Annotated in this window: 17 protein-coding genes; 13 read left to right on the top strand and 4 right to left on the bottom strand. The window is 61.8% G+C overall.

The genetic code is table 11. The annotated features are described in order from the left end of the window. The first annotated feature begins 2 nt into the window (after window positions 1–2). Together tsaE and B5G09_RS01315 are read left to right on the top strand one after the other, a co-directional pair. A complete protein-coding gene (gene tsaE, locus B5G09_RS01310) occupies window positions 3–419 on the top strand; it encodes a tRNA (adenosine(37)-N6)-threonylcarbamoyltransferase complex ATPase subunit type 1 TsaE (RefSeq protein WP_087309472.1) in 417 nt (138 codons plus the stop codon). 137 nt (window positions 420–556) lie between these two features. Then, entirely contained in the window at window positions 557–973 is a 417-nt protein-coding gene (locus B5G09_RS01315) for an SRPBCC domain-containing protein (protein WP_087403872.1), read from the top strand. 252 nt (window positions 974–1,225) lie between these two features. Here B5G09_RS01315 and B5G09_RS01320 read toward each other — a convergent pair whose 3' ends face one another. Next, window positions 1,226–1,828, bottom strand: a complete 603-nt coding sequence (locus B5G09_RS01320) for an NUDIX hydrolase (protein ID WP_087403697.1) — start codon at window positions 1,826–1,828, stop codon at window positions 1,226–1,228. A 59-nt stretch (window positions 1,829–1,887) separates the two neighbouring features. On the opposite strand from B5G09_RS01320, the gene B5G09_RS01325 reads away from it, so the two are divergent. From B5G09_RS01325 to B5G09_RS01360, 8 genes are all read left to right on the top strand, one after another. Beyond that, window positions 1,888–4,032, top strand: coding sequence for a S9 family peptidase (locus B5G09_RS01325; protein WP_087403698.1), 2,145 nt, complete (start codon window positions 1,888–1,890; stop codon window positions 4,030–4,032). 191 nt (window positions 4,033–4,223) lie between these two features. Further along, window positions 4,224–6,107, top strand: coding sequence for a fimbrillin family protein (locus tag B5G09_RS01330; RefSeq protein ID WP_143256447.1), 1,884 nt, complete (start codon window positions 4,224–4,226; stop codon window positions 6,105–6,107). Window positions 6,108–6,117: 10 nt separating this feature from the next. Continuing rightward, entirely contained in the window at window positions 6,118–6,912 is a 795-nt protein-coding gene (locus B5G09_RS01335; protein ID WP_087403700.1) for a DUF4493 domain-containing protein, read from the top strand. 14 nt (window positions 6,913–6,926) lie between these two features. Further along, window positions 6,927–8,741, top strand: coding sequence for a DUF4493 domain-containing protein (locus B5G09_RS01340; RefSeq protein WP_162608220.1), 1,815 nt, complete (start codon window positions 6,927–6,929; stop codon window positions 8,739–8,741). Between the two features lie 6 nt (window positions 8,742–8,747). Next, on the top strand, window positions 8,748–10,889 hold the full coding sequence (locus tag B5G09_RS01345; protein ID WP_087403702.1) for a DUF4493 domain-containing protein: 2,142 nt from the start codon (window positions 8,748–8,750) through the stop codon (window positions 10,887–10,889). Between the two features lie 17 nt (window positions 10,890–10,906). After that, window positions 10,907–11,734 (top strand): hypothetical protein, encoded by an 828-nt coding sequence (locus tag B5G09_RS01350; protein ID WP_206384397.1) that lies wholly within the window; start codon window positions 10,907–10,909, stop codon window positions 11,732–11,734. Between the two features lie 12 nt (window positions 11,735–11,746). Further along, complete coding sequence (locus B5G09_RS01355; protein WP_087403703.1) at window positions 11,747–12,634, top strand: hypothetical protein; 888 nt, start codon at window positions 11,747–11,749, stop codon at window positions 12,632–12,634. 3 nt (window positions 12,635–12,637) lie between these two features. Then, on the top strand, window positions 12,638–14,392 hold the full coding sequence (locus B5G09_RS01360) for a PCMD domain-containing protein (protein WP_087403704.1): 1,755 nt from the start codon (window positions 12,638–12,640) through the stop codon (window positions 14,390–14,392). 112 nt (window positions 14,393–14,504) lie between these two features. Here B5G09_RS01360 and B5G09_RS01365 read toward each other — a convergent pair whose 3' ends face one another. The 3 genes from B5G09_RS01365 to pssA all read right to left on the bottom strand — a co-directional run bounded on the left by B5G09_RS01365 (window position 14,505) and on the right by pssA (window position 18,160). Continuing rightward, a complete protein-coding gene (locus tag B5G09_RS01365; RefSeq protein ID WP_087309463.1) occupies window positions 14,505–15,197 on the bottom strand; it encodes a transglycosylase SLT domain-containing protein in 693 nt (230 codons plus the stop codon). A 44-nt stretch (window positions 15,198–15,241) separates the two neighbouring features. Beyond that, window positions 15,242–17,353, bottom strand: coding sequence for a putative porin (locus B5G09_RS01370; RefSeq protein ID WP_343285467.1), 2,112 nt, complete (start codon window positions 17,351–17,353; stop codon window positions 15,242–15,244). An 87-nt stretch (window positions 17,354–17,440) separates the two neighbouring features. Beyond that, window positions 17,441–18,160, bottom strand: a complete 720-nt coding sequence (pssA, locus tag B5G09_RS01375) for a CDP-diacylglycerol--serine O-phosphatidyltransferase (RefSeq protein ID WP_087403875.1) — start codon at window positions 18,158–18,160, stop codon at window positions 17,441–17,443. Between the two features lie 87 nt (window positions 18,161–18,247). Here pssA and B5G09_RS01380 point away from each other — a divergent pair, with 87 nt between their 5' ends. The 3 genes from B5G09_RS01380 (at window position 18,248) to B5G09_RS01390 (ending at window position 21,070) form a co-directional block, all read left to right on the top strand. Next, window positions 18,248–19,321, top strand: a complete 1,074-nt coding sequence (locus B5G09_RS01380; protein WP_197714837.1) for a mannose-1-phosphate guanylyltransferase — start codon at window positions 18,248–18,250, stop codon at window positions 19,319–19,321. Then, window positions 19,314–20,558 carry a UDP-N-acetylmuramoyl-tripeptide--D-alanyl-D-alanine ligase gene (murF, locus tag B5G09_RS01385; protein ID WP_087403876.1) on the top strand — a complete coding sequence of 415 codons (1,245 nt, stop codon included), beginning with the start codon at window positions 19,314–19,316 and terminating at the stop codon, window positions 20,556–20,558. The genes B5G09_RS01380 and murF overlap by 8 nt, the downstream gene beginning before the upstream one ends. Window positions 20,559–20,743: 185 nt before the next feature. Next, window positions 20,744–21,070 (top strand): nucleoside triphosphate pyrophosphohydrolase family protein, encoded by a 327-nt coding sequence (locus B5G09_RS01390; protein ID WP_087309459.1) that lies wholly within the window; start codon window positions 20,744–20,746, stop codon window positions 21,068–21,070. The last annotated feature ends 31 nt before the right edge of the window (window positions 21,071–21,101 follow it).

Raw genomic sequence — 21,101 nt, forward strand, 5'->3', positions numbered from 1 at the left:
CCATGAGAACCATCCATATCACCTCGCAGGAGGAGCTTCCGCACGTGGCCCGCGCGGTCATCGAATCGCTGGGACGCCGCACGGTGGTGGCCTTCCGCGGCGAGATGGGTGCCGGAAAGACAACGCTCATCCGCGAAATCGCCGCCCAGCTCGGCGCCACGGACACGGTCACCAGCCCCACGTTCGCCATCGTCAACCAGTACAAGGGACAGGGCAACCGCCTCATCTACCACTTCGACTTCTACCGCATCAACGACGTGCGCGAAGCCTTCGACTTCGGATACGAAGAGTACTTCTACTCGGGCGACCTGTGCCTGGTGGAGTGGCCCGAGAAGATCGAACAGCTGCTGCCCGACAACGTCATGACGGTACGCATCACCGTCGACAGCGAAACGGCCCGCACCTTCGAAATCGACTGAGCGGCCGCCGTCACAAGACACCCGCCTCGTCCGCTGGAGGCGACATCCGCGCGAAGCAACATCCGCACCCGCAGGAGGCGACCGAAGGGCCGTGTGCGGGCGACAAACACACATATCCCGTCAAAACACCCATGAAAATGCAGGAATACATCTCGAAACAACACCAGATTCTGCGCCCCGCAGAACAGATCTATGCGGTGATCAGCCGCTTCGACAACCTCACGCCGGCCCTGGCCGACCGCGTCGAGGAGTGGCAGGCCACGGAAGACCGCTGCTCGTTCAAGGCCAAGGGCTTCACGGTGAAGCTGCGCATGGAGGAGCGCGTCGAGCCCAAACACGTCAAGATCGTCGGTGACGAGGGGGGTGTGCCGATGGACTTCGCCTTCTGGATCCAGCTGCACCAGGTATCGGAGACGGACACCCGCATGCGGCTGGTGCTGCACATCGAACTCAACATGATGATGAAGATGATGCTGGGGTCGAAGCTCCAGGGTGCCATCGACCAGATTGCCGAGGGGATTGCCCGGGCGATGAACGCCGCCCCGCAGTACTGATCCCGTCCGGGATCGGAAACAGAAGCGACGGTTCCGCCTCCCGGAGATGCTGATCGAACACCACCTCGAAAACCGTCGGCCCTACGGCCGTGCGCTCCGCTTCGTCTCCGACCAACAGATCGAAATCTCGCGGAAATACAAGGAGGAGGTCCGCCGCCGGCTGGGCAGCGAACCGTCGACGGAATCGGGACGGACCCAGGGGCAGGGCATCGGTCCGGGCAGCCGGCGGGCGGATGGAGCGGGCAGCCGGAATCAGCCGCGCATCGCCTCGGCCACGCGGCGAACGGTCGGAAAGGCCGTGCGAAGATGTTCGGCCGCCTCGGCCGGCGTACACCACACCACGCGTTCGATTCCCTCTTCGGTCTGCGGTTGCAGCGCCGCAGGAGCCGTCGGGCGGAGCTCGAACCAGTGGGTCTGCTTCAACTCCCAGCGTGCGGTCTTCGGAAACCAGTAGGCGTGCAGCGTCGCGCACAACGGCCGCACCGCCCGGCACGCCACACCCGTCTCCTCCTCCACCTCGCGGGCGGCACACTGCTCGAGGCTTTCGCCCGCCTCAAGGTGCCCTTTGGGCAGGTCCCAGCGGCCGTTGCGATGAATCAGCAGCCACCGTCCCGCGTCATCGACCACCACTCCGCCGGCCGCCTCGACCCACGCGAACTGCCCGGCAAAGGCCTTGAAAGTCGTCTCGGGCGAGGATGAAACCACCGCCACGGAGTTGTGCGATTCGAGAAAATTCAGTATCTTGGTGCGCGATATGCCGCCGTCGGCTTCGGCCGCCACGGCATACCACCCCGCGCCGGGGGCCGAAGCGGTGAAAATCACCGTCTTGTCGGCAAAATAGACCGTACGATTCATGGTGTGAACGATTTTTTCGGAATCCAAAATTACGAATAAATAGGACAACCTCAACGAAAATGAAAAAAATCATCCTGATGATGGCCCTTGCAGCTGTGGGGCTGGGCGCCTGCGACCGGCAGCGTCCCGAAGCCCTGAAGATCGACCATGCACTGACGGCGGAGGAGATCGCCGCCGGGCGGTTCACTCCCGAAGTGATGTGGAAAATGAGCCGTGCGGCCGCTTCGTCGCTCTCGCCCGACGGGCGCACGCTCCTCTATCAGCAAACGGACTACAACGTGGCCGAAAACCGCGGCGTAACGACCCTCTGGGTCGAGGATCTCGCCTCGAAGGCCGTCACGCGCCTGACCGACTTCACGTCGAACAGCCTCGCGCCGCGCTGGAGCGCCGACGGCGGGAAGATCTACTTCCTCTCGGACCGCAGCGGTTCGATGCAGGTGTGGGAGATGTCGCCCACGGGCGGCAACGTGCGCCAGCTTTCGGACCTGGAGGGCGGCATCGAGGGATTCGGCATCTCGCCCCGCGGCGACAAGGCGTGGTACGTACAGCGCGTGCAGGCCGCCGACCGCCGTTCGGCCGACATCCACAAGGACATGGACAAGTCTCAGGCCCGCATCTACGACGATCTGATGGCCCGCCACTGGGACTATTGGGACGAAGGCGAGTATCTGCACCTCTTTGTCGGTGACTTCGGGGCCGAGGGGCTGAAGCCGGGCACGGACATCATCGGCGCCGAGGCTGCGTGGGACACTCCGCTGGCCCCCTACTTCGACATGGCCGAGATCGCCTGGAACAACGCCGGCACGATGCTGGCCTACACCTGCAAACCGCTCACCGGCACGGCCTACGCCGTCTCGACCGATTCGGACATCTTCGTCTACGACGTCGCTTCGGGACAGACGCAGAACATCTGCAAACCCACGAACTTCAACACCGGAGAGTTGATCGAATCGTCCCGGGACAACCTCCCGGGTTATGACAAATACCCCGTCTGGTCGCCCGACGACCGGATGATCGCCTTCCTCTCGCAGCTCCGCGCCGGCAACGAGTCGGACAAGTCGAGGCTGTTCCTCTACGACTGCTCGACGGCCGAGATGCGCGACCTCACGGAGGCGTTCGACTACAACGCGCAGAACGTCGTCTGGGAGGGCAACGACCGCGTATGGTTCATCGCCCCGATCGAGGGCACGTACCAGATCTGCCGCGTGGCCGCGACCGACGGCGAGGTGGAGGTCCTCACCAAGGGCGACCACAGCCTGACGGCCTTCACGACGGGCGGCGGCCGCATGGTGGCCGAGCGTTCGACCATCTCGTCGGCCACGGAGTTCTTCGAGGTCAACACCTCGGACGGCTCGCTGACCCAGATCTCGGCCATCAACGACGCCATCTACAAAAACATCCGCATGGGTGAGGTGCAGAAGCGCTGGGTGCGCACCACCGACGGCAAGCAGATGCTCACGTGGGTGATCCTGCCGCCCGACTTCGATCCGGCCCAAAAGTACCCGACGCTGCTCTACTGCGAGGGCGGCCCGCAGAGTGTCGTGGCCAACGGCTGGAGCTATCGCTGGAACTTCCAGCTGATGGCCGCCCAGGGCTATGTGGTGGTGGCCCCGAACCGCCGCGGCGTACCGTCGTTCGGCCAGGAGTGGCTCGACCAGATCTCGGGAGACTACTCGGGGCAGAACATCCGCGACTACCTCTCGGCCATCGACGACGTGGCCCGTGAACCGTGGGCCGACGAGGAGCGCATGGGTTGCGTCGGCGCCTCGTACGGCGGCTACTCGGTCTACTTCCTGGCCGGCTGCCACGAGAAGCGCTTCAAGGCCTTCATCGCCCACTGCGGCATCTTCGACTTCGACTCGATGTACGGCGAAACCGAGGAGCTGTGGTTCGTCAACAACGACTACGGCGGCCCGTACTGGGACCGCGACAACGCCACGGCCCAGCGTTCGTATGCCAATTCGCCCCACAAGTTCGTCGAGAAGTGGGATACGCCGATCCTGATCTTCACCGGCGAGAAGGACTTCCGCATCCCCTACACGCAGTCGCTCGAAGCCTTCACGGCAGCCCGCGTACGGGGCATTCCGGCCCGGCTGGTGGAGTTCCGCGACGAGGCGCACCAGGTCTTCAAACCCCAGAACTCGATGGTCTGGAACCGCGAATTCTTCGGCTGGCTCGACCGCTACGTCAAAAAGGCCGAATAGGCCGATAATCCTCCCCGTAAAAGGCTCTCCGACCCGGCGGTCGGAGAGCCTTTTCTGTTCGAAATGTCGCCGGGAAACCCCGAAAAAGGGAGGGTTTCATGATGAAAAACCGGGCGTTCGTTGAATTTATTTCCAAAAACGGCCTCCCGCGCCTATTTTTGCAGACATTCAGATAAAAGAATTCGTACATGATGAAACGTTGGACAACCCTGCTGCTCCTGCCGCTTCTGGCCGCCTGTTCGAAGGCCCCGGAGGCCGCGACGGATCCGGCAGCGCAAACCATCGAGGTCGCCATCGGTTCGGGCCCGCGGCTCGACATCACCACCCAGTCCGCCACCCGCACCACGCTGGACGAGGAGGGCACGCAGGTGAAATGGCAAACAGGTGACCAACTCGCACTCTGGGCCGTAAACTCCGCCTCGCAGCGCGTGATCGAAGCCGCCACCTTCCGTCTCTACCACTACAACGCCTCCTACAATTCGGCCAGCTTCCGGGGCTCGATTCCCGCCCTGGACGAGGATACCTATTCCTATTATGCCGTTTCGCCCGTCCCGGCCGCAACCGACGGTCTGCAGGCCTCGTACGACATTCCGGCCGTACAGGACGGAACGTTCCACGGCGAGTGGGACGTGATGGTGGCCAAGCCCGTCACGGGAGAGGCCCTGCGCGAACACGACCGCAAGGATGCAAACGGCATCAGCGACAATTCGGACATCGTCAACCTGCAATTCGTCCACAAGATCCACGTGCTGAAAATCACGCTGCCGAAGAACGATCTGGGCGAGCCGATCACGGAGATCGAGCTGACCTTCCCGACGACAGTTACGGGCCGTCTGACGGTCGATGCCTCGAATCCGGAGGCCGACGCCACGTTGAGCGGCGGAAGCAAGACGCTCACGCTGCGTTTTGCCGAGCCGAAGGATGCCGGCGACGTAGTCTATGCCATGATCGCCCCCGTGACACTCGACGAGGGACAGCAGATTTCGATTCTGGCCATCGGTGAGAGCAGCGAATCGGAGTCGCGGACCTTCGCACCCGCCAGCGCCGACCGCACCTTTGCCGCCGGCCATACCACCCCGATCAACTACAATGTCCCGGGGCTCGGGCGCATGTTCACCCGTCTGAACTTCCGGCTGGACGAGGCGGGAGCCAACACGCTGGGCGAAGAGATCGACACCTTCACGGTCACGGCTCCCGAAGGGTGGGTCTTCGAGGACGGCACCCGCAGCCGGACGTTCGACGTCACCGGCACGGGCGACTACCTGATCCGCTTCCGCGAATACCCCAACCAGACGGAGGCACTGGGCGGCTTCCAGGTGACCTTCGACTCGGAGAATGCCCTGATCACGCAGGAGTTCACGATGCCGGCGGTGGCGGTCAACGGCCTGACCCGCATCAACTTCAGCGTACCCTGGCTGCTCTACGAGGACTTCTCGGGCGTGACGACCAACAGCGACTACGACAACCCGGCCGTCGGCGGCATGACGATCGCCAACGGCGACGGTACGGCCATCGACCTGACCACCTGGGGCGTCAAGACCCCGGGCTGGACGGCGGCCCGCGTCGGCACCGAGGCCGGAAAGGCCATCCGCATCTGCGCCCGCGTCGAGAACCAGAGTTTCGCGTCGAACACCTACAACGCCCGCCTCGACTCGGCTCCGTTCAGCTACCTGAAGGAGGGCAAGACCCCCAAGGTCAAGGTGACGTTCAACTACAAGGGCGGCCGCTGGTCGGTCGAGCGGAAACTCTTAGGCGGCGACGCAGGACCCGGAAACGGCGATGCCATCTACAGCTGCGGCTACACCACCGAACAGGGCTGGCAACCGGGTTCGACGGCCATTCCCTTCCTGCTCAGGAACAACGTCGTAATCCCCGGCACGTCGGGCGACGACCGCAACCAGAACCAGAACTACGACAACATCTCCTACGAGGATTCGTTCGTCATTCCGGCCGCCGGCAACACCACCCGCGCCTCGTGGATGGTCTCCTCGACGACCGACACCGCACCCGCCTGGGGATTCAACGGCAACTACTGGCTCTACCTCGACAACATCCGCGTATCCATCGCCCAATAACGACACCGCCATGAAAAACTTCCTGTTCACCCTGTTGGCATCGGCAGTCCTGATGGCCGGAGGATGCTCGAAAAACGAATCTCCGGCACCGGCCGACGGATACGGAACCCTCCGGATCCTCTGCACGCCCGATGCCGCCATCACAACCCGCGCCGAAATCGCCACCTCGCCCGTACCCGAGGCCGGAGCGTTCACCCTGCGCATCACCGGAACGGACTACGACCACTCGTGGACGAGCGTTACGGAGTTCAACGAGGCGCAGCCGCTTCTGCCGACCGGCGAATACACCGCCGAGGTCTCCTTCGGCGACCCTGCGGCCGAAGGGGCCGGCAAGCCCTGCTACCACGGGACAAAAACCTTCCAGATTCTCCCGCGCAAAAGCATCTCGGAACAGATCGAGGCCCGCATCGTCAATTCGCAGGTGACGGTCACCTCGACCGAGGCGTTCCGCACCTACTTCCACGACGCGATGTTCACCGTCACCACGTCGGCCGGCAACCGCTTCACCTTCAAGCCGGGGGCCGGGACACAGGACGAGGCGGTCTTCGTGGCGGCCGGCACACGGCTCACCCTCACCGGAGAGGCCATGCTCCAGAGCCAGACCGGCACGGCCTTCGACCGTCCGTACACCTTTCCCGAGCAGACCCTCGAGCAGACCGTCGCCCGCACGCGTCACACCTTCTGTTTCGACGCCCGCGACAACGGCAGTGCCACGGTGACGATCAACCTCTACGACGAATACCTCGACGAACGCACCTTCGAGGTCGAACTGAACGACGATTCCCAAAAAGATCCCAACGCATGAAAACGACTCGAAATATGAAATTCTTTACCGGATTATGCTCGACCCTGGCCCTGAGCGCCCTTCTGCTGACGGGCTGCGTCAACGAAGAACCGCCCTACAAAAGCACGGACAACGGCTCCGCGGAGGCCGGGACAACGGGTTATCTGAGCGGCGAGACGCTCTCGCTGCGCGTCATTGCCGACAGTGAGACCGACGTCCGCCCCGATGACACGGAGGATGCCACGCAGACACCGCCCGCAGCAACCGCGTCGACCCGGGCCGATGTCGCGACGGACAACTACCACGTGACAATCGTCAACTCGGGCGACCAAAGCCCGGCCTTCGACGGCACCTATGCCGAGTTGAAGAGCCGACTCGCCGAAGGTCCCATGGAGCTGCCGATCGGAAGCTACGATCTGACGGTCCGTTCGCACCGCGACGAAGAGCTCCAGGCCGCAGCCTGGAACATGCCGGTCTACGGCACCTCCCGCTCCTTCACGATCACGAAGGATGTCACGACCTCTCTCGGAGAGATCGTCTGCACGCTGCAGAACATCAAGGTGACACTGCTCTGCTCGGCGGATCTGGCCGAGCAGCTGGCCGATGACACGAAAGTCGTCATCTCGCTGGGCGATGCCGCGCTGGAGTTCGACAAAGCACACTGGGACGGCAGCCAGGCCGCCTTCTTTCTGCCGGCCGGCGAAGAGAATACGCTCGACTTCGTCCTCACCGGAACCTTCACCGACGGCGGGGAGGCCGGTTTCACCCGCACGATCTCGGGCGTCAAGGCCGGTCAGTGGCGCAAGATCGAACTGGTAATCGCCTATGCCGATCAGGGCAACGTGAAGTTCGACATTCAGGTCGACAGTTTCGTCCTCGACCAGACGATCACCATCAACGGCACCGAAGGGCTCTGGGAGCCGCTCTACGTCGAGAAACCGCTTGTCGGAGCCCCCTCGCTCGTGTGGACAGGCCACGACTTCGGGGAGACGTTCCAGTTGACGGCCTCGATGTTCGACGAGGAGGGGCTCTGCTCGGAACCCTTCGAGATCATCGCCACGGTCCCCGGCAAGGTGGCCCGCTTCGATATTGCCATCTCGTCGACCAACGAGCAGTTCATGGCCTCGCTCCGCGAACTGAAGATCGAGCAGTTTGACCTCTGCTCGATCAGCGGAACGGAGGCCACCATGCTTCAGGGATTTGGATTTCCGGTCGGCGACCAGATCAAGGGGCTGACCTCCAAGACCCTCAACATCGGCGGACAGCTGCCCTCGATGCTCTACGCCTTCGAGGGAACCCACACCTTCGCCTTCACGGTGACCGACGAGGAGGGACAGAAGGCCTCGGCCACGCTGACCCTGCTGGTCGACACGGCCCACGAAGAGGGCGGTGCAGGCAATGCCCCCTCGATCGTCATGTTGACCGACAGCCACAATCTGGCCGAGCCCTACGTGATGAACGAAATCAAGGATATCGAGATCTCGATCGCGGCCCCGAACGGCGGCATCCGCGAACTGCTCGTCACGGCCGAGTCGCAGGCGCTGGGCACGCTGCTCGAGCAGATCGGGCTCTCGTCGCTCATCTCGCCGGGCGTCGACCTCTGCCACCCCGACGAGATGGCCGAAGAGGTACTGGGTTCGGTCGTCGGCTTCCCCGTCGGCGACGAGGTGCTCAACCAGAACTCGATCCTCTTCAAGGTGGGTGCCACGTTCGTCGGGATCCTCGCCGGGAACGAAATTCCGTCGGATGTCGAGGGCGAGCCGAACACCTACAAGTTCCATCTGCGCGTAACGGACAACGCGGGTGCCTCGACCGAGGCCACGCTGACGCTCGTTCAACCTACCAAATAGTGTAGCATGAAACGATTATTGACATACCTGATTCCGGCCATGGCGCTGATGTTGGGCGCCTGCTCGAAGCAGGGCGACGAACTCGCCCCGGAGACTTCGGCCGGAACCCTCACGATGCGGATCTCCACCCGTGCGGAGGCCGCCGGCGACGGTTCGTATGACCCGATGGAGCACCTCGTCGTGCGGATCTACAACACAAACGGCGAACTGATCCGCAAATACACGTCGAAGGAGGATCTCCCGGAGCGGCTCGAGCTTATCGCCGGGCAGTACCGCGTGGCGGTCGAGGCCGGTGAGGCGGTCGAGGCCTCGTTCACGCAGCGCCTCTACAAAGGCGAGGAGTCCTTCACCGTGACGGCCGGCGAGAATACGCCCGTCGAGGTGAAGTGCACGCTGCAGAATACGGCCGTGGCCACGCTCTTCGAGGAGAGTGTTGCCGGGAACTTCGGTTCGGAGTTCGAGGTGCGGGTGATGGCGGGCGACACCTTTGACGCCGACCGCACCGACGCCGCCTCGACGCTCCGCTACACGGGCGATGCGACCGGTTACTTCACCCTCGGCGAGGGGGTCAGCAGCCTCTCGTGGCGGTTCCGCGGCGAGCACCCCTCGCGCGGCACGATCGAAAAGAGCGGCACAATCACCGACGTGAAGGCCCCGGGCCGCTATACGCTGACATTCCGCTTCTCGCCCGACCTGCCGGGATTCATCGATGCGGTGGCCATCCGCGTCGTCGATAAGACCGACGATTTCGACGATACGATCATCTGGAGCCCCGATCCCACGATCAAGGGCGACGGGTTCGAACTCTCGGAGAAACAACAGTACACGGGAGGCGAAAAACGATTCCAGATCACAACCGTCAAGCCGACGGCCACGGCCCGGATGAACTTCAACGGCAAGCAGTACGACCTGCTCTCCGAGGCTTCGACGCCCGCAACGGCCGGGCTGTCCGTGGTGAAGAACGCCGAAAACGCCCTTACGGTGACCCTTTCGGAGGCCTTCTTCGCCGGATGTCCGGGCGGCGACCATCCGCTGCGTCTGGAGGTGACCGACAACGGCGGCGGACAGGGTGATGCGGAGTGCATCTTCACGCTGCAGGGCGTTCTGACTCCTTCCGCCACGGACTGCAATCTGTGGAGCAACACCGTCACGCTGCGGGCCCTGGTATTCGATCCGGCCGCATCGTCCGTCACGTTCGGCTTGCGCTCGAAAGGGGGCCAGTGGCAGGAGATGGCCGGTTCGAACACCGGCGACGGAACCTGGAACGCCACGTTCGGAGCCGAATGGGAGGAATCGGTCAACGAAAACGGACAGACGATCTATACCCCGAAAGCCGGCACGGGCATCTGGGCCGGCAGCGAATACGAATGCCGCGCCGTGATCGACGGCAGCGAAAGCCTCGTCTCGCTGGCCACAACCGCCGGACAGACCATCCCGGGCGGCGACATGGAGGACAGATCGATGAGCTGCTTCAACAACAACCACGGTTCGTTCTGGGACAGCGGCAACAACTCGATGAGTAAACCGCTCTGCGAGCCGAGCGAGCACAACGGCATGGAGGGCAAGACCTGCGCCAGGCTGAAGGCCAACAAACCGATTCTGCTGGTCAATCTGGCGGCCGGCAACCTCTTCACGGGCAGTTTCAACCAGTCGGGGACCAGCGGTACGGTCTCCTTTGGACAACCCTACGACTGGCAGGCCCGCCCGCGCATGATGCGCCTGCGCTACTACGCCGAAGCGCTCGGCACGGTCGACCAGAACCAGCACAGCGGTCCGCTGGCCACCGGATCGCAGGACCAGGCCCGCATCTTCGCCGCCATCGTCGACTGGAACGCTCAACACAGCGTCACCTCGGGATCAAGCTCCCCGAAGGGGGTTTGGGATCCCGCCAAGGGCATCTACGGAGGCGACAATGCCACCGAAGTCTCCGGACGGATCATCGGCTACGCCTCGCTGCTGATCACCGAGCAGTCGTCGGGCGAAGAGATGATCACGATCGACCTGCCGTTCCACTTCTACGACACCTCGGCCAAACCGTCGGGCAGCTACACGCTGGTCATCTCGTGTGCCACGAGCGCCTACGGCGACTTCATGAACGGCTGCACGTCGAATGTCCTCTACGTCGATGACTTCCAATGGGTTTACTAACGATTAAACGCTTCACGATGCGCCATATACTCAGCATTCTGTTTCTTGCGGTCGTGGGTCTGCAGGCGTCGGGCCAGACGATCCGCTCCCGGGAAACTCTCGCAACGGACTCGCTCGCCCATACCCGGACGTCGGAACAGCCGCACCGCCCCCTCACGGTCAACGAAATGCGCAGCCAGCGCGGCCTGACCGACACCCACAACCTCTTCATCCCCAAAGGTCAGTGGATCTTCGGCGGTACGGCCTCCTACTCGACCCATACCAATCAGAGCTACCAGTTTCTGGTCATCGAGGGAATCAACTCGACGGGCTATACCTTCAAGGTCAGCCCGATGATCGCCTACGCCTTCCGCAACAACATGGCCCTCGGCGGACGATTCATCTATTCGCGCACGCTGCTCAAGCTGGACAAGGCCTCGATCAACTTCGGCGACGAAGGTTCGGGCGTCGAACTCAACGTCCGCGACTACTATGCCCTGCAGCACAACTACCAGATAGCGGCCATCTGGCGGCAGTACATTCCCCTGGGCAGCAACAAGCGTTTCGCCCTCTACAACGAAATGTCGCTGGCTGGCGGCGGCAGCCAAGCCCGCTTCGCCAACGACTCCCCCGTGAAGGGCACCTATCAAAAGGGATACTCCTTCTCGCTGGGTATCTCACCCGGCATCATCGCCTTCGCCACCAACAACATGGCCGTCGAGGTGAACGTCGGCGTGATGGGTATCACCTACGACCACACCGAACAGGTCCACAACCAGGTCACCGTCGGCGAACGCAACATCAGCCAAATGAACTTCAAGATCAACATCTTCTCGATCGGCCTCGGTGTGGCCTTCTACCTCTAAATCCGGAATGCCATGAAACGTATCTTCCACATACTTGCCGCCCTCTGTATCGCACTCCCAGCCCTGGGCCAGAGCCGCGCCGAAGACTCCTTCACCGCAGCCGAAACCCCGGCGGCCGACCCGCTGTCGCCGCTGTCGGGCAAGACCCTCACCGACGCGTCGGTCATCACGCAGAAACAGCACTTCCTGCCCACACGCCGGCGCATCGACCGTGAAATCAACAAGATCAAGTTCGCCTACAAGGGCGAGGTGATCATGGGTCTGACAGCCTCCTACGGCACGCTGTCGAGCGACGACACCGATGTCCTGCTCATTCTGGACAACATCAATGCCGACGGATCGGTGACTACCATCAAGCCCTTCGTCGGATACTTCTACCGCGACAACCGCTGTCTGGGCGCCCGATTCGGATACAACTTCATGAGCGGTACGCTCGACCAGGGCGGACTCTTCGACCTGGGGGAGAACAACAACGTCTCGCTCAACATCCCCTATCTGGATTTCAAGAGCAGCAACTACTCGTTCGGCATCTTCCACCGCTCCTATGCGGGGCTCGACCCGAAGGGGCGCTTCGGCCTCTTCGCCGAACTCGAACTCTCGGTCTCGACCGGTACGTCGCGCTTCTCCTACGAATCCGAAGGCAAGGTCAAACAGACCTACAGCGACAACACGCAGCTCAAATTGGCCTTCAACCCCGGAGCCGCGGTCTACATCTTCCCGAATGTCTGCGCCACGCTCTCGTTCGGACTCGGCGGCATCCAGTACACCACCGTCAACCAGCACGACGAACTGGGCAACAAAATCGGAACCCGCGAGGCCTCGAAGATGAAGTTCAAACTCAACATCCTGGCCATCAACATCGGTATGACCTTCCACATGTGGGACAAGAAAAAGAAATAACGCATGAAACGACTCATCAGTTATCTGCTCGCCGGAGCGATGTTCGCCGGTACGTCGTGCATCTCCAACGATATTCCCTATCCGACGGTCGAGGTGGCCATCAACAGCCTCTCGGGGGAAGGTTTCACGGTCGCGGGCATCGATCTGGCAACCCGCACGGTGACCCTCTCGCTCGAGGAGGCCACCGACATCCAGCAGGTCCGCATCAACGAGGTGACCTACGCCGTCACCCCCCACAACACCAACATCGACCATCAGCTCTTCATGGACAACATCCGCCCGTCGCGCCCGCTCACGGGGACGTTCGATCTGCGCATGCCGATCTACGTCACCCTGCACCTCTATCAGGACTATGAGTGGCAGATCGTCGCCCAGCAGGAGATCACGCGAAGCTTCCGCGTCGAGGGGCAGGTCGGAGCCTCGGAGTTCGACCTTCAGAACCGCATCGCCACGGCCTACGTCGCCAAGGATGCCGACCGCAGCCGCGTGACCATCACCGAACTCAAGCTCGGTCCCGCCTCGACCGACGCCGTCACCACGACCTACTCCCCCACCCTGGAGGAGCTCTCCACGCTGGACTACAGCTCGCCCGAGGCCGACGATCCGACGGCCGGGACACCCCACTTCGTCGACGTCACCTGCCACGGCCGCACGGAACGCTGGGTGCTCTACGTACTGCCGACCGACAAGACGGTGCAGACCGAAGCCGTCGATGCCTGGTCGGGTGTCGTATGGCTGCGCGGTTCGGGCGTCTCGGGACAGCCGATGGGCTTCCGCTACCGCGTCGGTGAGGAGGGCGAATGGGCCGAAGTCCCCGGCGTGAAGATCGAGGGCGGAACCTTCTCGGCCGCCTTCGCCGCCGAACCGCTGACGACCTATCAGTTCAAGTCCTACTGCGGCGACGACGAGAGCGACCCCACGACCGTCACCACCGAACGGGCCGAACAACTCCCCAACAGCGGTCTGGAGGAGTGGTCTCAGCCCGCCAACCCGTGGCTGCCGTTCCTCTCCGACCTGACCGGCAAACCGATCTCTCCCTTCTGGGGCACGGGCAACAACGGCTCGGCCGCCCTGAGCAAAAAGGACAACGTCACCACCCCCGACGAGAGCACCGTACGGCCCGGATCCACGGGCACGAAATCGGCCAAACTTGCCAGCAGAAAGGTCCTCATCAAACTGGCCGCCGGCAACCTCTTCGCAGGAGAATTTGCCGCCACCAGAGGTACGGACGGCATTGTCAACTTCGGCCGGCCCTTCACGCTGCGCCCCACGGCCCTGCGCGTATGGATGAAATACAACAGTGGAAAGATCGACTTCGTGGGTTCGAACATGCCTGCCGGCGAGACGATCCAGACGGGCGATCCCGACAATGCCGCCATCTACATCGCCCTCGGAACCTGGACCAAGGAGAAATACGGCATGGGCAAGAACGGGACCGGCGACGATCAGAACGGCGGCAAACCCTTCGGAACGGACGCCTGCCCGGTGAGCATCGACACTCGCGACGTGAAGACCTTCTTCAACCCGCAGGGCGAGGATGTGATCGGCTACGGGGCACGATTCTTCTCCGAGAGTGTCGCCGACTGGACACAGATCACCATCCCGATCGACTATCGGTCGACCAACGAGGTCCCGACGCACATCATGGTCGTCTGCTCGGCTTCGCGCTGGGGCGATTACTTCACCGGCAGCAGCGAAAGCACCCTCTGGGTCGACGACTTCGAACTGATCTACACCCCCGTCGAGAGCCTCGAGTAAACCGTCCCGAGGCCCGGCGACCGGGATGTCCCCGACGACACCCGGCCGAGTACAAAAAAAAGGCAGCGCTTCGGAAATCCGAAGCGCTGCCTTTTCGATTATCTGTCGGGGATTACCTCCCGGCAATGCGACAGTACTTGTCGTAGCGTCCCAACACATCATCCACATAAGCCAGGGTCTGACGGCTGCCGGTAAACCGGCCGCACTTGACCACCTCGTTCTCATAGTATTCGGGCTCGGCCTTCAGCGTCAGATAGCGAGCCACCACCTCCCACGAGTTGGGGTCCTCGCCGTGCACGCGGGCCAGGCGCCGCGCATCGCTCACATGGCCGATTCCTCCGTTGTAGGAGGCCAGCACGATGCTCATACGGTCCTTCTCAGGGGTCCCCTCCGGGAGTCGGAGGGTCGACTGAATCTCCGTCATCAGTTTGTTGGCCAGCCAGATATTGGTTGCGGGATCGGCGATCCGTTCGGTCGGGATCTCGAAATGGCGGGCCACCGAGGGCATGATCTGCATCAGTCCGCACGCCCCGCTGCGCGACGTAAGGTCGGGCATGAAGCGCGATTCGTGGTAGGCAATGGCGCTCATCAGACGCCAGTCATGACCCTCCTCCTCGCTGATACGGCGAATCAGGTTGTCATAGGCCGAAATCACATACTTGCCCTCGGCAAGGGGTACATAGCCGATTTCGGCCTCATCGTTCAGCGACTGATCCGTCACGGGAGCGCTGAAGTGGGCATTAAAGCCGTAAAATGTCGTAAAAATGGTTAAGAACGCAAACGTTAAAACCGTCTTTTTCAGCATAAAATGTTGTTTTGCGGGCAGCTTATACCGCGCAGAACAGCACGCTAATCATAGAATCCCCAGGAGATGCCGATCTTGAACATACCCGGATTGAGCGGGTAACGGGCTGCCGAGAAATACTCTCCGTTTCCGAACAGTCCCTTGTTCACATGCTGATATTTCAGGAAGATCCGCATTCTCTTCCACTTCGCCATCACGAAGGCGTCCAGGTAGGGATAGTTTCCCACCTCCTCTTCGCGCTGGTTGTAGTACACCGACAGTGCCGGATTGTAGCCGGGCGCATAGTAACGCGTGTTATAGCGTCCGTCGAGTCCGATCTGCAGGCGCAGTACGTCGCGCACCACCCAGAATTCGTAGTAATACGACAGGAAGGCGCTCAGAAGCGGCACGGGCACAACCTCTTGATTCGTGCTCCACTGCAACAATACCCTGTGGTCCAAATGAAGTCCGCCGAGGCGGAAATCCTTGCGGGCATACACGCTCGTGAGGCTTACGCTTCCATTGTCCTGGGCGACGTTGCTGTCCGATCCGTAGTAGATCTTGTTCGTCACGACGCCCTGCCAGGCTCCGACTTCGAATGCGTAGTCGGGAACCGAAAACTTGACCTCCAACCGAGTCTCATTCTCCTTGTTCAAAGGAGTGTCCCATATATAATGGTTCGAGAATAGATTCTCCTGCCAGTAGGTTGGCGAGCGGCGCTCCATCGTGAAGCGGCCTTCGAGAATCAGGGGGTGTCCGCGGAGATAACCCGTCAGAGCGAGGTGCGCTCCCACGCTCAGGTCTCCGCCTCTGTATCCCGACGGGTAGAACTTCAGGTTCCCGTCCCAGTCGACATACTTCTTTATCTTGCCGCTGACGGAGCCGTAGGCAAACCAGCTGGTCTTGCGTTCGGTCGTATAACGCCCCGTCAGGTAATCGTCCAGTTTGAATTGCGAGTAGGTGTGCAGGTCGAGGCCCACACCCGCGTCAATCGTTCCGACCACGCCGTTCCGGTCCCAGGGCTGCGCCTGGACGAAGACCCGGTTGGAGATGACCCGTTCGTAGATCGAGTCGCGCGTCTCCACCGGATTGATGTACCAGTGGTCGTAGTAGTTGTGTTCCGCGGAGACGAACTGTCCGTTCTCGTCGCGATGGTCGCGCTCGTTGGTGTAGGGCTTGTTCAGATCCGTATAGATCTTGCTCCACGAACTGTACTCGAACGAGTGGCCGATGTAGACGGCCGACAGACCGGCCATCGAAAAGTCGCTCTCGGTCAGACGCTGCAGCGGAATACCGTAGGACTGCGTCAAGAAGAAGCCGTTGTTGCGGTAGACATTCTTCGCCTCGGCATCGGCCAGACGCATCGGTACGCCCGAGGGCATGCTGAACGTCGTGTCGGCGATGGCCCATTTGCCCACCACGCCGCCGTTTTCCTGCTGTTCGATGTGGTTGTTGTAGTAAGCCGCATGAACCGAATAACGGCGTCCCGTATGGCTGAAGGCCAGCGAGAGGTTGTGGTTCTTGGTCCGCGACCAGAGGTAGAGTCCGCGGGTGCCGCGCGACTTGTAGTCGACGTTGAAGCCCGTCGTCGGCGAGATGTTCTGGGCCACCATGATGCCGAAATTCTCCTCGCGGTAACGCTTCTGGCCCGACTCCGCGTAACTCATCCGGATCATCGGCCGCTTCGTGTTGTAGAAGGGGACGTTCTCCATATCGTAGGTGTACGCGTAGTAGGGACTCGCAAAACTGAAGTCAAAGAACTGCGGCCGTCGGAAGTAGTTGAGCGGCAGTGACGTTTGTCCCAGCGCGCCCTGGGCGATGTCGCCCACATCCTCGCGATAGAACGGATAGTCGATCCGGTAATCGGTCAGGGTGGTATCCAACGGGCCGATCTCCACGCGGTTGAAATCGCGCTTCACGTGCCACATGAAGTTGTTCAGCGCGCGGATCGAGTCGTTGAAGAAATAGGACTCCAACGGCTTGCGGATTTTCCGTTCCTTTTTGGTGGTGTCCTGCTGTTGCTGGCCCTCTTCGTCGTCCTCGGTCTGTTCGTAGGGGTTCGAGCCGTAGAGCGCACCGCTCTGTCCGTTCTGCATGGCCCGCCGCAGGGTGCTGGCATCGAAGCCCTGGGCGTGCAGCGCCGCGGGGACGGCCATCAGCAGACCGAGCAGCAGCAAGGGCAATATGCGCTTCGTAAGTCCCGACATCACTACCAAAGAGCGGAAAACCGCGGCAAAGATAATTAAAAATTTTTAATTTCGCAACTATTTCTCTTTCCTACAGTCCGTTGCAGGGCTCGCGAAGTGTTTCACGGCCGAGATCAGGACGTAGATCACGACGATGAGCGGAATGGCCCGCCCGCCCAGCGCGACGAGCAGTACGGCGCTCACGGCCAGGAACGTATAACGCAGTTCGTTCCCGGCCCAGCCGAAGCCGTGGAACTTCAGGGCGAACATCCGCAGGTCGGAGACCATCAGCCAGGCGGCACCGAGTGCCACCAGCACGAGGCTCTCGCGCGAAAAGACCATGCCGTAGCGCTCGACCAGCAACCCAAGCGAAGCGCAGAGCATCGCGGCGGCCGGGATCGGCAGTCCGAGGAACTCCGAACGCTGCGTATCGTCGATATTGAAGCGTGCCAGGCGCAGCGCCCCGAAGGCGGCGTAGAGGAAGATCACCAGCGCCACGGCACCGTCGGGCAGCCAGTATCCGAGCATTGCGCCATAGAGGGCGTACATCACCGCCGCGGGAGCCAGTCCGAAGGAGATGTCGTCGGCCAGGGAATCGAGCTGCAGCCCAATGGGCGAATCCTGATGCAGCAATCGTGCGACGAAGCCGTCGAAAAAGTCGAATACGGCGGCCAGCACGATGAGTGCAAAGGCCAGCGTCAGAGAGCCCCATGCCAGGGCCGAAACGGTCGCCACAGCACCGCAGAGCAGGTTGGCCAGCGTGAGCAGATTGGGTATCGTGAACAGTCTGATCTTCATTTCCGGACAGAAATTAATCACTCCAATAGGCGGCAAAGTTACGAAAATATTTTTATCTTTGTCGATGTTAACTCCATATAATAACTTATGGCAAGCAATAAATATTGTGTCATCATGGCGGGAGGTATCGGAACCCGTTTCTGGCCCAAAAGCCGCCAGTCGATGCCCAAACAGTTCCTCGACATCCTCGGAACAGGCAAGTCCTTCATCCGCCACACCTACGAACGCTTTGCAAAAATCGTCCCGCCGGAGAACTTCCTCGTGGTGACCAACGACAAATACAAACACCTCGTGCTGGAGCACATCCCCGAGATCGACGAGCGGCAGGTGCTCTGCGAACCCGTCGGGCGCAATACGGCCCCCTGCATCGCCTATGCCGCCTATACGCTCATGAAGCTCAACCCCGAGGCCGAGATGATCGTCACCCCGTCGGACCACCTGATCTTCAACGAGGACGACTTCCGCGCCATCATTCAGGAGTGTATCACCTTCGCCTCGGAGCACGACGCCCTGATGACCGTCGGCATCAAGCCCACCCGCCCCGATACGGGCTACGGGTACATTCAGGTCTCGGACTCGAAGCCCATCAGCAAGGTGAAGTGCTTCACCGAAAAACCCAACCTCGAACTGGCCCAGACCTTCGTCCAGTGCGGCGAGTTCTTCTGGAACTCGGGCATCTTCATCTGGAAAGTGCGCTCGATCATCGAAGCCTTCGAGAAGTACCTCCCCGAACACCACGCCCTCTTCAGCAGCGTGATGCAGGCCGTCGGCACGCCCGACGAACGCCGCGTCGTGGAGATCGCCTTCTCGGAGTGCCGCGCCATCTCGATCGACTACGGCATCATGGAGAAGGCCGACAACGTCTACGTACGCTGCGGCGAGTTCGGCTGGAGCGACGTCGGCACCTGGGGCTCCGTCTACCAGCACTCGCGCAAGGACCGCTATGCCAATGCCGTCCCCGAGGAGGGGTGCTACCTCTACGACACGCGCTCGTCGATCGTCTCGCTGCCCAAGGGGAAGATCGCCGTCATCAGCGGCCTGAAGGAGTACATCGTCGTCGACACGGACGACGTACTGATGATCTGCCCCCGCTCCGAGGAGCAGAATATCAAGAAATTCATCGACGAAGTGAAGTTCCACAATGGTGACAAGCATATCTGATCTCTACGAACTCTTCCGTTCGCATCCGCACGTCTCGACCGACACGCGGCACATCGAGCCCGATTCGATCTTCTTCGCCCTCAGGGGGGCCAACTTCGACGGCAACCGCTTTGCCGCCGAGGCGCTCGAAAAGGGGGCCGCGGCAGCCGTCATCGACAATCCGGCGGTGCTCGCCGACCCGCGCATGAGGCTGGTCGACAACACACTGACGGCCCTTCAGGAGCTGGCCCGACAGCACCGCCGCACGCTCGGCATTCCGATTCTGGCCATCTCGGGCAGCAGCGGCAAAACCACCACCAAGGAGCTCATTGCCCGCGTGCTGGCCGCCCGTTACAGGGTCTACGCCACGCAGGGCAATCTGAACAACCACATCGGCGTGCCGCTGACGCTGCTCGCAATGCCCCCCGAAACGGAATTCGGCATCGTCGAGATGGGGGCCAGCGCCCAGGGTGAAATCGCACAGCTGGCTTCGATCGCCGAACCGGACTACGGCCTGCTGACCAACATCGGACGGGCCCATCTCGGCGGTTTCGGCGGCCCGGAAGGGGTGCGGCGCGGCAAGGGCGAACTGTTCGACTATCTGGCCGCACACGGCGGCCGCGCCTTCGTCCTCTCGGACGACGAAACGCTCAACTCGATGGCCGCCGAACGCGAATCGTTGGCCGTGGAGTACTATCCGGCATCGCTGGCCGACGGCTTCGAGACCCATCTGGAGGGTAACTACAACCGCTTCAACGTGGCAGCAGCCGTGGCCGTGGGACGCTGGTTCGGGGTCTCCGATCAGAAGATTCACCGCGCCGTGGCCGACTACGTGCCGGACAACCACCGTTCGCAACGCATCGAAACCCGTCGCAATACGGTCATCGCCGACTGCTACAACGCCAACCCGGGCAGCATGCGCGCCGCCATCGAGAATCTCCTTGCGGAGGAGCTCGGCGAACGTAAACACCGCGTGTTGATTCTGGGCGACATGCTCGAGCTGGGCGAATGGTCGCTCTCCGAACACGGCACCATCATCCGGCAGGCGGCCCGGGACCCCGAGGCCGAACTGATCCTCGTCGGCGGGGAGTTTGCCCGGGCCTATGCGGCTCTGCCGGAAAAACCGGCCCGCGTGACGCTCTGCCCTTCGTGCGAAGAGTTGCGCCACCTGCTGCAGACGGCGCCCGTCGACGATGCGCTGGTGCTCGTCAAGGGCTCGCACGGCATCGGTCTGGAGAAGATCCTCGATCTTCTATAGCAGCCGAACGCCCCAAACCGCGAAAACGGCCCGTACGAAATCCATTGACCGGAATCCGGCCTTCCGACCCGGAAAGAGAGGCCCCGCACCGCAAGTGCCGGGGCTTTTTCGCGGGTTTTTCCGATTATTTTGCTATTTTTGCCATCAATAATAAAACGTAGACCAAACGTAACAACATTTTCCCAATGACACTGAACGAATACCAGCAACATGCCCTCGAAACGGCCATCTACCCCGAAGAGAGCCGCATCGTCTACCCCACGCTCGGGCTGACGGGCGAAGCCGGCGAAGTGGCCGACAAGGTCAAGAAGGTAATCCGCGACTCGAACCGGGAGTTCTCCCCCGAGAAGCGCCTCGAAATCGTCAAGGAGATCGGCGACGTGCTGTGGTACTGCGCCACGTTGTCGCACGACCTGGGCTACGACCTCGACGAAGTGGCCCGCATGAATGTCGAGAAGCTCCGCTCGCGCATGGAGCGCCACCGCATCTCGGGCAGCGGCGACAACCGATAACCGCCCCCCGGGAAACGTTCACCCACACAAA

The sequence above is a fragment of the Alistipes sp. An54 genome (assembly GCF_002159375.1).
GTDB lineage: Bacteria > Bacteroidota > Bacteroidia > Bacteroidales > Rikenellaceae > Alistipes > Alistipes megaguti.